This is a genomic window from Bifidobacterium thermophilum (assembly GCF_037482445.1).
Classification (GTDB): Bacteria; Actinomycetota; Actinomycetes; order Actinomycetales; family Bifidobacteriaceae; genus Bifidobacterium; species Bifidobacterium thermophilum_B.
In genome coordinates this window covers 41,248-54,841 of the sequence record NZ_JBBHLY010000011.1, presented here as the reverse complement: position 1 = coordinate 54,841, position 13,594 = coordinate 41,248, and the positions used below count along the sequence as shown (strand labels likewise).

At 62.3% G+C, this 13,594-nt stretch carries 10 protein-coding genes; 4 read left to right on the top strand and 6 right to left on the bottom strand.

Annotated elements, in window-relative coordinates; all coding sequences use genetic code 11:
* Window positions 1-102 precede the first annotated feature (102 nt).
* From WD012_RS06815 to WD012_RS06800, 4 genes are all read right to left on the bottom strand, one after another.
* A complete protein-coding gene (locus WD012_RS06815; RefSeq protein ID WP_339563013.1) occupies window positions 103-828 on the bottom strand; it encodes an HD domain-containing protein in 726 nt (241 codons plus the stop codon).
* Between the two features lie 174 nt (window positions 829-1,002).
* Entirely contained in the window at window positions 1,003-1,875 is an 873-nt protein-coding gene (locus tag WD012_RS06810) for a class II glutamine amidotransferase (protein WP_339563012.1), read from the bottom strand.
* 109 nt (window positions 1,876-1,984) lie between these two features.
* The gene (locus WD012_RS06805) at window positions 1,985-4,396 is read right to left on the bottom strand and encodes a KUP/HAK/KT family potassium transporter (protein WP_422614381.1); all 2,412 of its coding nucleotides are present in this window, start codon (window positions 4,394-4,396) and stop codon (window positions 1,985-1,987) included.
* Window positions 4,397-5,004: 608 nt separating this feature from the next.
* Window positions 5,005-5,964: a TatD family hydrolase gene (locus WD012_RS06800; protein WP_339563010.1), complete on the bottom strand. Its 960-nt coding sequence runs from the start codon at window positions 5,962-5,964 to the stop codon at window positions 5,005-5,007.
* 205 nt (window positions 5,965-6,169) lie between these two features.
* Between WD012_RS06800 and WD012_RS06795 the strand changes: the two genes are divergently transcribed.
* Window positions 6,170-7,627: a C1 family peptidase gene (locus tag WD012_RS06795; RefSeq protein ID WP_339563009.1), complete on the top strand. Its 1,458-nt coding sequence runs from the start codon at window positions 6,170-6,172 to the stop codon at window positions 7,625-7,627.
* Between the two features lie 454 nt (window positions 7,628-8,081).
* Here WD012_RS06795 and WD012_RS06790 read toward each other — a convergent pair whose 3' ends face one another.
* Window positions 8,082-8,441 carry a winged helix-turn-helix transcriptional regulator gene (locus WD012_RS06790; protein ID WP_339563008.1) on the bottom strand — a complete coding sequence of 120 codons (360 nt, stop codon included), beginning with the start codon at window positions 8,439-8,441 and terminating at the stop codon, window positions 8,082-8,084.
* A 214-nt stretch (window positions 8,442-8,655) separates the two neighbouring features.
* Between WD012_RS06790 and WD012_RS06785 the strand changes: the two genes are divergently transcribed.
* The 3 genes from WD012_RS06785 to WD012_RS06775 all read left to right on the top strand — a co-directional run bounded on the left by WD012_RS06785 (window position 8,656) and on the right by WD012_RS06775 (window position 11,445).
* Window positions 8,656-9,288 carry an NAD(P)-dependent oxidoreductase gene (locus WD012_RS06785; RefSeq protein ID WP_339563007.1) on the top strand — a complete coding sequence of 211 codons (633 nt, stop codon included), beginning with the start codon at window positions 8,656-8,658 and terminating at the stop codon, window positions 9,286-9,288.
* A gap of 194 nt (window positions 9,289-9,482) precedes the next feature.
* Window positions 9,483-10,418: a protein-ADP-ribose hydrolase gene (locus WD012_RS06780; RefSeq protein WP_339563006.1), complete on the top strand. Its 936-nt coding sequence runs from the start codon at window positions 9,483-9,485 to the stop codon at window positions 10,416-10,418.
* Window positions 10,419-10,443: 25 nt separating this feature from the next.
* Window positions 10,444-11,445 (top strand): SIR2 family NAD-dependent protein deacylase, encoded by a 1,002-nt coding sequence (locus tag WD012_RS06775; protein ID WP_339563005.1) that lies wholly within the window; start codon window positions 10,444-10,446, stop codon window positions 11,443-11,445.
* Window positions 11,446-11,618: 173 nt separating this feature from the next.
* On the opposite strand, the gene metG is transcribed toward WD012_RS06775, so the two are convergent.
* The gene (gene metG, locus WD012_RS06770; RefSeq protein ID WP_339563004.1) at window positions 11,619-13,517 is read right to left on the bottom strand and encodes a methionine--tRNA ligase; all 1,899 of its coding nucleotides are present in this window, start codon (window positions 13,515-13,517) and stop codon (window positions 11,619-11,621) included.
* Window positions 13,518-13,594 lie beyond the last annotated feature (77 nt).

Genomic DNA, 13,594 nt, shown 5'->3' with positions numbered 1-13,594 from the left:
ACCGGCACTGTATGCCCGGCACCACCCGGCCGGCCGGTCTGATGAGTGGAGGCCTGCACCCCACGATGGGATGCAGGCCTCCACTCGTATTCAGCACGTCAATCACACCACACGCTGGTGGAACCGCTCGGCAAGCGCTGGAATATCCGGTTCACCGTACTTGTCGACCAGATCAAGCCAGGCGCGGCGGTTATCCTCGCCGAAGCGGGCCGCCTTGTTCGCATACGATTGCGCGGTGAGGAACTTCGGGGGCACGGACTTGCTGTTGTACTTGTCGGCGACCATGACCACCTCCTGTTCGAGGTTGACGGGCACGTAATCCGCCGGCGGCAAGGGCAGGCCCTGCCGGATCACCTCGTCCTTCGTGAGCCCCACACCGGTATGGTTGCGCGCGAACTGGGCGATGGACTCGTCCACGCCTTCATCCAGCAGGTATCGGTAGCCGAGCAGGCCGTGCTCGATGTAGTGCGGCCCGTCGAATTTCAGGGGCTCGCCGTCGGACCCATCGTGCTTGAGCACACGGTACGTGCCGATGTCGTGCAGCAATCCGCCGATCACCACGAGGTTCTCGTCCAGGAGCCTCGGCGGGATCTCGCCGCCGGTGATGCCGTCGGAGGCCGCAGCCTGCGAGGGGTCGGGTCGCCCGGATGAATCTGTTGGCAGCGTGCAGCGCCGCACGAACAGCGCGTTCTGGTGCCGCACGATTTCGCGGGCGATGGTCGCCACGATGACGCAATGCGTGTGTATCAGATCATATGCCGCCTGCGATGGCGCGATTTTCCTGTGCAGCTCATCGACTTGGGCCAGTGTCGGAACATATCCACTCATACCGTCCATTGTAAGGAGCACGCCGAATCCCCTCCGCCCATTGTGACTGAAGCGCCCCTTCTACAAACTGTCTACGCAACGTGCCCTCCTAGCGTCACCAGTTTGGAACCTCCCACAAACCAGCTACGCCCACAAGCCTCCCAGCGTAGACAGTTTGTGGGTGAGGGCGGGCTCTCAGATGGTTTCGAGGCGGAACTCGCCGGTACGGTTCGAGGCGACGATCATCTGGTCGTTGTCAAGCTCCGTCCAGCCGTCGGCCTCGCTCTGCGGGAAACCGGAACTGGCGACGACCACGCCCTCCGCCGTGCCGTCAACGCCCAGGATCCGCCGATACCGGATCACGCGATAGTCGATGGCATGCTGCTGCCAGCCGTACCCCGCATACACTTCCATGATGCGCGGCGGCACCTCGGTACGCCCCGAAGCACGCAATGCCACCAGCTGGTCGCCGCTCTGGACCATGCAGTTGTAGCTGGATTTCGGGTAGCTCTGCCGCAGTTCGCGCACCGCCTGGGCGACCGCCTCGTCCAGAGGGAAACCGAAACCGATGTATTCCAGGATCACCGCGAAGAACACCGCAGAATCGCTGCGACCGCCCGTGGACAGGAATACGCTGTGATCCACGGGGAAATCATGGTTCTCAATGATGTTGCGCCCCTGCTCATCCGAAATATCGCCGTTATGAATGAAGCTCAGCCCGTTGGCGAAGAACGGCTGCTGATTCTCCAAAATCAGCGGCAGATGCGAGCTGGCCAGGCGGAAATGCCACAGCGCGCCGCGAGCCGGCTGCTGGGCGAGGTCTTCGAACACCGGGTCATGCAAGGCCGACGTGGTGGTTTTGTACAGGCGCGTGCCGGTTTCAGGCGACAGCGCGCCACCATCCCTGCGGTACGGCGGTTCCTCGGGCGTGCGCAACGAAGCGGTGCCCCAGCCGTCATTGTGGACCGCGCTCATCGCGCGAAAGTCCCTGACCGCCTGTTCGCCGCCCAGCACATCTTGAAGGCTGCGGTTGAACCCCGCAGTCGCGTAACCCAGTAACCTGCACATAACCATCCACTCTAACGGGCGACGGGACACCGCCGGACCGTGTGGCTATAGGGGTTGGTTATAGCAAAGAGCCGCCCATCATGGACGGCTCGGATGCGTGCTTCAGCGGCTACTGCTGCTTGCGTTGGTTTGCCGGCGGATGAGGCGAACCGGCGGACTTCGCATTGCCGTTGCGCTGCGGGGCACGGCCCGGCTTGGCGCTCGCGGCCTGTGATTCCGCTTGTTTCGCCGTCTTGGCGGGTTTCGACGATGAGCCCGCGGCGGGCTTCGCCGGTGATTTTGCCGGCTTCTCCGCGGATTTCGCTGAAGATCTGGCCAGCGCGAGGATATCCTCGTTCGACTCGATCTGCCGCAGATTGTTCGCCTCACGCTTGAGCCGCGGCGGCCTACGCGTCGACAGGAACAGCGGCTGCACCTCGATCAGCGGGTTATACGGCGCCAGACCGAACCACTTGACCGGGGAACCCGCCGCATGGCGGATCGCATACTTCATCTGCAAAGACAGCGCCCCACGCTGCGAAATCGTGGATTCCGGCATCAGCGCCTTGTGGATCAGCACGTACTTGATCGTGCCCACGCCCGGATCGGCGTCAAGCTTCGGGTACTGCGACTTCTGTTGCGGCAGTTCGCCCGTGTGCTCCAGATCATGCATGATCTGGTGGATATACGCAGGAATCGATTGGGAGACCTTGAATCCAAGCTTGATCTTCACACGGAACAGATAATCCGTACCGAAATTCTCAACCGAATACTCGCGGGTAAACGGTTCGTCGGTCGTCTGCACGGACACCGCCCACCAGGCGCGCGCACGCTTGGGATGGTCCGCGAAGATCGAGAAGAAGATATCCGTGTCCAGCCGCTTCATCTCGCTATCGGACGTCAGATACACGATATTGTCCGCGAAATACGGGATACGGAAGTCGCCGTGCAGCTTCTCGAGCGCGGGCAGGAAATCCTTGCGCTTCATATGGCGGCGCTGCGAGCGTTCGATCTTCGTGCCGTCATTCCACGTGACCATGATCATCAGGATCAGCAAGGTCAGCAGCATCGTGAACCAGCCGCCGTGCATGAATTTCGCCATCGAGGCGATGAAGAACATGATCTGGATGGACAGGAACACGATCGAGAACACGATCGCCCCGACCTTATGCCGGTTGTACCACATGTACACCGCGAGCAGCACGGTCGTGGTGATCATGGTGATGGTCAGCGCCAGACCATAGGCGGCGGAGATATGCTCCGAATCACGGAACAGGAACAACACGGCCAGCGTGGAGACGCACAGCACGCCGTTGACCACCGGGATATACAGCTGGCCGCGCGTACGCGCAGGGTAACGCACCTGCAGATGCGGCATCCAGTTGAGACCCGTGGCCTCGGCGACCATGGTGAACGCGCCGGTGATCAGCGCCTGCGAGGCGATGATGCCCGCCGTGACCGACAGCGCGACCGCAAGATAGCGCACGCCCGGGCTCATCATCTGGAAGAACGGGTTGAGGCTCTCCACGTCCTCAAGTGCCGAATTGTGCTGGTTGCGCAGCATCCACGCGCCCTGCCCGAAATAGTTGAACACGAGTGCGATTTTGATGAACGGCCAGGTGAAGTAGATGTTGCCGCGGCCCACGTGGCCCATATCCGAATACAGCGCCTCGGCGCCCGTGGTCGACAGGAAGACCGTGCCCATGAGGGCGATGCCTGCCGCGTTATGCGGGCTGAACAGGAAACGGATGCCGTACACCGGGTTGAGGGCGGCGAACACACTCCAATCGTTGCTCAGGTTGAACACACCGACGACGGCGAGGAACCCGAACCATACCATCACAATACTGCCGAATACGCGGCCGATGCTTTCCGTACCGCGCGACTGGACTGAGAACAGCAGCAGGATGATGATCGCGGTGATGATCATCGTCAGATTCGCGTTTTCCCGGAACATGGGTTCAAACACCGGAATGGTTTTCAAGCCTTCGACTGCCGAGGAAATCGACACGGCCGGGGTGAGTACCGAATCCGCGAGGAATGCGGCACCGCCAAGCATCGCGGGGATCGCCAGCCAGCCGCCATACTTGCGAATCAGCGAGTACAGGGCGAAGATGCCGCCCTCGCCCTTGTTATCGATGCGCATGGCGATCAGCACGTATTTCACGGTGGTGATCAGTGTGATTGACCAGAATACGAGGGACAGCACGCCGAGGATTGCTTCCCTATCAGCGTTCTGGATGCCGCCTTGCCCGTTGAGGAAGGTCTGCATCGTATACAACGGCGACGTGCCGATGTCGCCGTATACCACACCGAGCGCGACGACCGCCATGCTGAAGGTGACCTTGTTCGGGCCGGACTGCAGCCTCGTCCACCAGCGGCCGATGGCCCCCCTGGTTGCCGTCTTCGCGAGCTTTTCCGCTTCCCTATGCTCTTCTTCTTGCTGCTTGGCGATTACCTCGCGCTCTTCTTTGGTCGACGTCTTGCGAGAGACCTTGGGCGCGTTGGTGAAGGTATCGGCCTTCAGCAACGTCTCGCGCATACGTTCGTCAGCCTGCTGCTCTTGCGATTGCTTCGACTGATTGGCGGTATGCGAAGATTCACGCTGCCGTGATTCCGCCATAACATTTCCTCCATCGGCAGGGACCCTCCCCGCTCGTGAACTCTCATGTCCGGCAAACGAACCGCGATGCCATCACGATTCCTTTACAGACAGCCGCAAGTTTATACGACGGACGCGAGATATTGCAAAAATCCGGGCGCATTATGGGGGACATCTCGCGGTTCTGTCTAGTTTTCACGGTGATTGGAAGATACGCGCCCAACCGCTCGATGCCGACGACACCGGCATGCAGGAACCCGCAACGCGAGTGCAACCGCCGATTCCTCCCGGAGATAGAGACCCGACCCACCATCCCTGAAACGCCAGGAAACCGGCGATCCGAAGATACACACGCAGCCGCCGGTTCCCGGCGATGCCGATGCGCAGGAACCCAAAGATGCCAGCTCAACCACCATTACCTGCCGCAGATACGAGCACAACCCGCTATCCCCGTGACACCCGGCACGCAGCAACCCGAAGATACACCTCCATCGGCGACTTGCCGCGCATCACCGGACCGCCCGCACGCCCCCGGACCACCAGCACACTCAGATGCCGTACACCTCGCGCGTGGTACGCCGGGTGGCGCGCGCGACCTCGGCAATCGGCAAATCGAAGACCTCGGCGAGCGCGGCCAGCGTATACGGAATCATATACGGCGCATTGGTGCGCCCGCGGTATGGCATCGGGCTCAGATACGGCGCATCCGTCTCCACCATGATGTGGTCGAGGCCTACGAGCCGCGCCGATTCGCGGATTCCGTCGTTGCCCTTGTAACTGACGGTTCCCGAAAAGCTCAGGTACCAGCCGTGTTCGGCGGCGATGCGCCCCATGTCGGCGTCGCCGGAATAGCTGTGGAACACCGTGCGTTCGGGGCTGCCGTCCGCGAGCAGCGTGTCGATGACCTCTCGGTGCGAGTCGCGGTCGTGGATCTGCATGGGCAGGCCCAATTCCTTGGCGAGCGCGATATGGTCGCGGAACGCTTGCCGTTGCAGCTCTTTGGCTCCCTCCCCCGTGCGGAACAGGTCCATGCCGGTTTCGCCGATCGCCACCACCTCGCGCGGATGATCGACCGCCAGCCGGTGTACGCGCGCAAGTGCATCCTCAAAACTGACGTCATGGTAGGGCTTGTAGCTCAGCGGCAGGCCGTCGGGACCGGGAACGCCCCGATGCCCGTGCAACACGGCCTCATTGGGATGGATGGCAAGCGCCGCGTGCACGACGCCCTGGTGGTCAATGGCCATCTGCACGGCGGTGTCAAGGTTCGGATATTCGCATCCGACGTCGATAATCCCCTCGACGCCGACGGCCTGCGCTTGGGCGAGCAGCTCGTCGACCGAATACACGGGCACCGGCGGCTGGTCGCGTTCGATGGCCTGCCGGTTCATCTCCCGGGCGAAGGGGACGACACTCGCCACATGCGTATGGTTGTCGATGACTTGCGCATCGGCGGGAAGCGGCTCGGGGGCGGGCGCCCAGCTGCGGTCGCGATGGTGATGCTTGGACATGCCCTCCAGTCTAATCGCGGGCGGCACGCAGGAATCGACGTCGTGGCTTGAGATTCCGCCTAGTCACGTATGCGGCGACAGCGCACGGCCAACAGCACGCGACCGACAGCACGCGACCGGCCGGAACCCGCCCGGAGTACGATGTTGGTTCTGATATTGGCACATGCACACACATGCACACAGACACACACGAGCAAGGAGCATCATGGCGAATAACGGCATCACCGATCCAGCCGATCCGAAGGCATTGCGGCCCGAGCAGCTGCGCGAGTTCTCCCAGCGGTTCAACGCCGACCGGGCGAACGCGGTCGCTGCGAATGCGGCCACCAGCGTGGGCGTGTTGAAGGCGGCCACCGATTACCATGGCGTGCGCGCGCTCCCGCGTGACTTCTCGATCGAGCTCAAGCAGGGTTCGATCACGAATCAGGAACGTTCCGGCCGCTGCTGGATGTTCGCCTCGCTCAACACCTTGCGGTATGAGCTCATGCATCGCTGGAAGCTCGAGGATTTCGAGTTCTCCGAGTCCTATTTGTTCTTCTGGGACGCCATCGAGAAGTCGAATACGTATCTGGAGAACGTGCTGGCGACACTGGACGAGCCGACCGACAGCCGCGTGTTCGAGATCATCAACGATACCGTGGCCGATGACGGCGGCTGGTGGCAGATGTTCGTCGCGCTGGTCAACAAGTATGGTCTGGTCCCGAAATCCGCGTACCCGGAATCCGCGAATTCCCGCAATTCCGACGCGTTCAAGCAGTATCTGAACACAAAGCTGCGTGAGTTCGCCGCGGACTTGCGTGACCGTCATGCAGCGGGCGAAAGCCTGGAGGCGTTGCGCGCGGCGAAGACCGAGGATATGGCGACGGTGTACCGCATCTGCTGCATAGCGCTCGGCGAGCCGCCGGAACGCTTCGACTTCCTGGCCCGCACCAAGGGCGACGACGACGCCGACGGCAAGAAAAACGCCGACAAGACGAAGGATTCCAAAGATCCCAAGGATTCCAAGGGCGAGGACGGCCGTGATGACCGCCCGCAGATCCGCGAATACGGCATTACGCCACTCGAGTTCATGCACAAGTATGTGCCGGTGGATGTGAACGACGCCGTCACCCTGTGCAACGCGCCGATGGCCCGCACCCCGTTCGGCAGGCGCTACCGGATCAAGTGGACCGCGAATGTGGCGGAAGCCGGGGATATGGAGTTCGTCAACGTGCCACTCGACGTGTTCCGTAAGGCGGCGGTCGACCAGCTCAGCGCCGGGCACCCGATCTGGTTCGCATGCGACTGCATGCAGTTCTCGCTGCGTGACGCCGGGATTTTCGACCGCGGCACCGTGCGCGTGGACCAGCTGTTCGGTACGGAATTCACGTTCGACAAGGGCCAGGGCCTGGAATACTGGGATTCCGCAAGCAACCACGCGATGACGCTGACCGGCGTGAATCTGGACGCCGACGGCAAGCCGGACCGTTGGAAGGTCGAAAACAGCTGGGGCAAGGATGCCGGCGAGGACGGCTATTATGTCGCGTCGGCTGACTGGTTCGACCGGTTTGTCACCGAGCTGATCATCCGCACGGAATATCTGGATGAGGCCACAACGGCGATTCTCGGCACCGAGCCGGTGGATATCGAGCCGTGGCAGCCGCTGACCCGCCGCTGCGACTGAATCCAGCCGTTGTCTTCCCGAACCAGCTACGCCGAGCGGTGGCTTGGCGTAGCTGGTTTGCGTATTCGCCGGTTTGTGCATGTACCGGTTCGCGTATTTGCCAAGTTATGTATTCACCCGAGGCTGTCCCATCTCTGCTTCTACCGACGCTCACAGCGCACCCAGCGTCGGCAGAAGCGGAGGGACTTGCGTCGCTGCCCCGCACGGCACGGCACCTACTGTGCGATAGAAAAGAAGAAACCCGGCGGTTTGGGCCGCCGGGCGAGAGAGAAGAGAGAAGAAGGGGTTCAATTATGGGGTCCTCACGGGCCTCGCCACCGGTCGAACCGTTGACATGATTTATATAACCGCCCGATTCTTGGAATAACAATGCGCGTTTCTGAAAATTCTCTGGCAATCATGTAACGGAATTGTGCCGGCCAGCATCACCGGACAGGCGCGTACGGCGAGGCGCTCAGCGTCCGGCTGCAGCGACCTTCTTCTTGTATGCCGTCCCCCACTGTTCCAGCGAATCAAGTACCGGCTTCAGACTGCGGCCGAGCGGGGTCAGCGAATACTCCACGCGCGGGGGCACTTCCGCATAGACGTGGCGTTCGACCAGGCCATCCGCCTGCATCTCGCGCAGCTTGGCGGTCAGCACTTTCTGCGAGACACCGCCGATGGACCGCCTGAGCTCGCCGAACCGCTTGGTGCCCGGCATCAGGTCGCGCAGCACGAGCACTTCCCACTTGTTGCCGATCAATCTCAGCGTGGTCTCGACCGGGCAGGCCGGCAAATCCTGGGGCGACACGCCGAGAGCCGTCGTTTCGGTCATGATTTTTCTCCTCGTTTTCCTTGAAACTATCAAATTGTTACCAAACGGTACCCTAGGCACTTTCCCTTGCTAGGTTTCTTTTTGTAACTATACGCGATATAGTCAATAGTGTCAAAAAGAAACAGAGGTTCGAAAAGATACCAATGAGGTGCACGGCCTGGCCGCCAGCCAGTGATGCGCCCCGCATCGAGCCCAGAACGGAAAGAGAACACCCATGACCTCCATCGCAGTTGTTGCAGCAAACGGCAAGGCCGGCAAGCTCATCGTCAAGGAAGCCGTCGATCGTGGCTTCGACGTCACCGCCATCGTGCGCGGCGAGAACAAGACCGCCGCCCAGCGCGCCATCATCAAGGACCTGTTCGACCTGACCGCCGACGACCTCAAGGGCTTCGACGCGGTCGTGGACGCCTTCGGCGCCTGGACCCCCGACACCCTGTCACAACACTCCACCTCGCTCAAGCATCTGGCGGACATCCTCTCCGGCACCGACACGCGCCTCATCGTGGTCGGCGGCGCAGGCTCGCTGTACGTGGACCCCGAGCACAAGACGCAGCTCGTTGACACCCCGGACTTCCCGGACGCGTTCAAGCCGCTCGCCAAGGCACAGGGCAAGGCCCTCGCCGAGCTGCGCGAGCGCAAGGACGTGCGCTGGACCTTCGTTTCCCCGGCCGCCGATTTCCAGGCTGACAGCGAGCGCACCGGCAAGTATACTCTCGCCGGCGAAGAGCTGAAGCTCAACGATCGCGGCGAATCCATCATCAGCTACGCCGATTACGCGATTGCCATCGTCGATGAAATCGCCACGGGCAACCACATCGGCCAACGCATCTCCGTGGTGCGCGCCTGAGCCCTGTCACCCTGCGGCCGGCATCCGCCGTCGTCGCTTTCCCCGACCCGCCTTCTCGACCGGTACGATACCGTCGTGGGGGGCGGGTCAAGCCGTTGCACAAGACGCAACCATCGAAATCAGCGGCAGAAGCCAAACCCCAAACCCCAAGAGTCCAAAACCCGATAAGCCCACAAGTCCAGGAAAGGCGAGCCATGAATCATCTCAGTGAACGTCTTATACCGTTGGTGCGCTATCTTGCCGATGAGCGCGCCCGCACTGGGGGCTGGATGCCGGATATCCGCACAGACGACGACGCCTTGGCCACCATGACAGTGCAGGACCTGTGGACGTTGTTCCGTGTATTCGTGAACACGCGCGAACCGATTGAGCCGGACCGCAAGTGGCTCAAGGACCAGGACGAGCTGCTGCATGATATCATCGCGAATCGCGGCATCACCGACATCGACGATGCCTCGGCCATCCGCTCCGCGACCGACCCGCGGCTGCGGCTGTGGCGCGGCGATATCACCGCGATCCGGGCGGATGCCATCGTCAACGCGGCCAACAGCGAGATGCTGGGGTGCTGGGCGCCCGGCCACCTGTGCATCGACAACGCGATCCACACCTTTGCGGGCGTCGAGCTGCGTCTGGAATGCGCGCGGATTATGCGCGAACAAGGCACGCCCGAGGCGACCGGACGCGCGAAAATCACGCCGGGGTACAATCTGCCGGCCACGCATGTCATCCATACCGTCGGGCCGATCGCCGCCGGGCACCCCAGCGACCGCGACCGCGAGCTACTCGCCTCAAGCTATCGCAGCTGTCTCGATCTCGCCGCCGCACACCGCCTGCGCAGCATCGTGTTCTGCTGCATCAGCACCGGGGTCTTCGGCTTCCCGCAGCAGGAAGCCGCCGAGATCGCCGTGCGCACGGTTCGCGCGTGGCTCGCCGGACATGCGAGCACAAGCGCCGGAACCGGCCGATCAGGCGAACCGGCCAACCCCGGCAACGGCAGCACCCCGGCAACGCCGACCGTCATCTTCGACGTCTTCGGAGAGGCGGACGAGCATATTTACTGCCAGCTGCTCGGCATCCCCGCTCCCGACGAACAAACCACGCCGACCACCCCAGCCAATCCAGCCGAATAGCCCCAACACCGACAGAAAGCACATCATGCCGTTCACATCACGGTTCTCCTCCGCTGCCGCACGCACGCCATACACCCACGACACGCCGGGCGACACCGTCACCCGTCTCACGAACGCTATCCACGATGCGGACACCATGGTGGTCGGCGCAGGTTCGGGCATGTCCACATCCGCCGGATACACGTATTCGGGCGAACGCTTCGAACGGTATTTCAGTGATTTCGCGAACACATACGGCATCGGCGACATGTATTCCGGCGGGTTCGCCGAATACCCGGACCTCAACACCTACTGGGCGTGGTGGAGCCGTCACATCTACATCAACCGCTATATGGCCCCGCCCAAGGACACCTACGGGCTTCTGCGCTCCTTGCTGGACGGCAGCGACTACACCGTCATCACCACGAATGTGGACCACTGCTTCCAGCGGACCGGCTTCCCCGACAACCGCCTGTTCTGCACGCAGGGCGACTACGGGCTGTTCCAAAGCTCACGCACCGGCACATCCCGCACGTACGATAACGAGCGGGATGTCAAGCGCATGCTGCTCGCGCAAGGCTTCACCTTCGCGCACATGACCGCCGACACCGCCGACGACTGGGGCGAGCTAATCGCACCAGACGAGGTCGGCGGATGGGCAGGCATCGGCATGACAATCCCCGACGAGCTCGTCCCGTATTGCCCGGAAGACGGCTCTCCCATGGCGCCGAACCTGCGCTGCGACGACACCTTCGCCGAGGACGAGGCCTGGCGTCGGGCCGCAGAACGCTACCGGGCCTTCCTCGAAACGCGGCGGGTCGGTGAGCCCGACGGCAGCCGGACGCTGTTCCTTGACTTGGGCAGCGGCGGGAACACGCCGATCATCTTCAAATTCCCGTTCATGCAGTGGACTTCGGTCAACCGCAACGCAATCTACGCGAGCATCAATCTCGGTGAGGCGGTCACCGCACCCCAGATCGCTGACCGATCCATCCTCATCGATGCCGACATCGACGCCACGCTGCGCGATATCGCTTCGAGAGGGTAAGGTAAACCGATTCGCGGAGTGGCAGGCAGAGCACCGCAATAGAAGCAACCGAGCCATAGCAACAACCAGGCGGCGGGACCCACCTCACAGGGCAGGTCCCGCCGCCTGGCATATGTTCGCGTGATTCGTGTGATTCACTCAATCCGCGCGAATCGCGGTTATTCAGCCGGCGGTTATTCAGCCGTCTTGGCCGGCTTGTCAGCGGCCTCTTCCTCAGCCAGCTGTGCCTTCGCCTTGGCCAGACGCTCGGCTTCCGCGGCCTTGCGCTGGGCGAGCTGCTCCTCGAAGCGGTCCAGCTCCTCCTGCACGGCCTCCTGCGGAATCTTCGCGAAAATCGGCTTCGGCTTGGCGACCGGAGCGCCGGTTTCGATGGTCTCGCTCTTCCACGGGTGCACGTTCACGCCGAGCTTGTAGTCGCCGGTGATCACCGGATAGCGGAAGTCCGGATTGTCAAGATCCTCGACCTCCTCGATATGCGGCAGCGGCGAGAACGTACCCTTGCCACCGAGCGCCTCCCACACCTTCTGCGCGGAATGCGGCAGGAACGGGGCCAGCAGGTGGTTCGCGTCCGACACGGCCTGCGCGGCCACGTGCAGCACGGTGGCGAGATGCTTCTCGTCATCCTTGATCTTCCACGGTTCGGTGGCGGAGATGTACTTGTTGATATCGCCGACCACGCGCATCGCCTCGTTGAGCGCGTTCTTCTGGTGGTGGCGCTCGATCAGCCCGCCGACCACATCGAAGGCCGCCGAGGTCTCCTCGAGCAGCGCGCGGTCCTCGGACGTCATCGAATCCTCGTCAAGCTCCGGGATCGCGCCGAAGTTCTTGTAGATGAGGTTGGCGACACGGTTGACCAGGTTGCCCCAGCTGGAGGCGAGCTCCTCGTTGTTGTGCCGCACGAATTCTGCCCACGTGAAATCGGAGTCCGAGGTTTCCGGGCCGGCCACGGAGATGTAGTAGCGCACGGCGTCCACCGGGTAGCGCGCAAGGATGTCCTTCACGTAGATCACGATGCCGCGCGAAGAGCTGAACTTCTTGCCTTCCATGGTCATGAACTCGCTGGCCACGACCTGCTCCGGCAGGTTGAGCGGGCCGAGCTTGCCGGTCTCGCCGCCCTTGGATCCGGCGCCGTTGTAGGCGATCATCTCGGACGGCCAGATCTGGGAGTGGAAGGTGATGTTGTCCTTGCCCATGAAGTAGTAGCCCGGGGTTTCCGGGTCGTTCCACCAGGCGCGCCACGCTTCGGGGTCGCCCTTTCGGCGGGCCCACTCGATGGACGCCGACAGGTAGCCGATCACCGCGTCGAACCATACGTACAGCTTCTTGTTCGGGTTGTCGATCCAGCCCTTGACCGGCACGGGGATACCCCAGTCGATGTCTCGCGTGATGGCGCGGGGCTTGACTTCCTTGAACAGGCCGAGCGAGAAGTTGATGACGTTCGTGCGCCACCCTTCACGCGTCTTGAGCCAAGCGAGGTTCGCTTCGGCGAGTGCCGGCAGGTCGAGGAAGAAATGCTCGGTTTCCTCGAAGCGCGGGGTTTCGCCGTTGATCTTGGAGACCGGGTTAATCAGCTCGTCCGGGTCGAGTTCGTTGCCGCAGTTGTCGCACTGGTCACCGCGCGCGCCGTCGGCGCCGCAGATCGGGCAGGTGCCTTCGATATAGCGGTCCGGCAGGGTGCGTCCGCTGGACGGGGAGATGGCGACCTTCTGCGTGCCCTTATAGATGTACCCGTTCTTCAGGCACTGCTTGAACAGTTCCTGCACGACATGCTCATGGTTCGCGGTGGTGGTGCGGGTGAACAGATCATAGCTCAGGCCGAGATCGCACAGATCCTTGGCGATCACGCGGTTGTAGCGGTTCGCGAGCTCCTGCGCGCTGACCCCTTCTTTATCGGCCTCGACGAGGATCGGGGTGCCGTGCTCGTCGGTTCCGGACACCATCAGCACGTCATTGCCCTTCATGCGCTGATAGCGCGCGTACACATCCGACGGGACGCCGAAACCGGCGACATGCCCGATATGGCGCGGACCGTTCGCGTACGGCCACGCAACATTGACCAAAATATGACTCATACGCCCGATTATCAGGCTCAGCGAGGACAGCGAGCCCCGCATACCCGCCGAAATCCACTTATCCACCGGTACGGGCC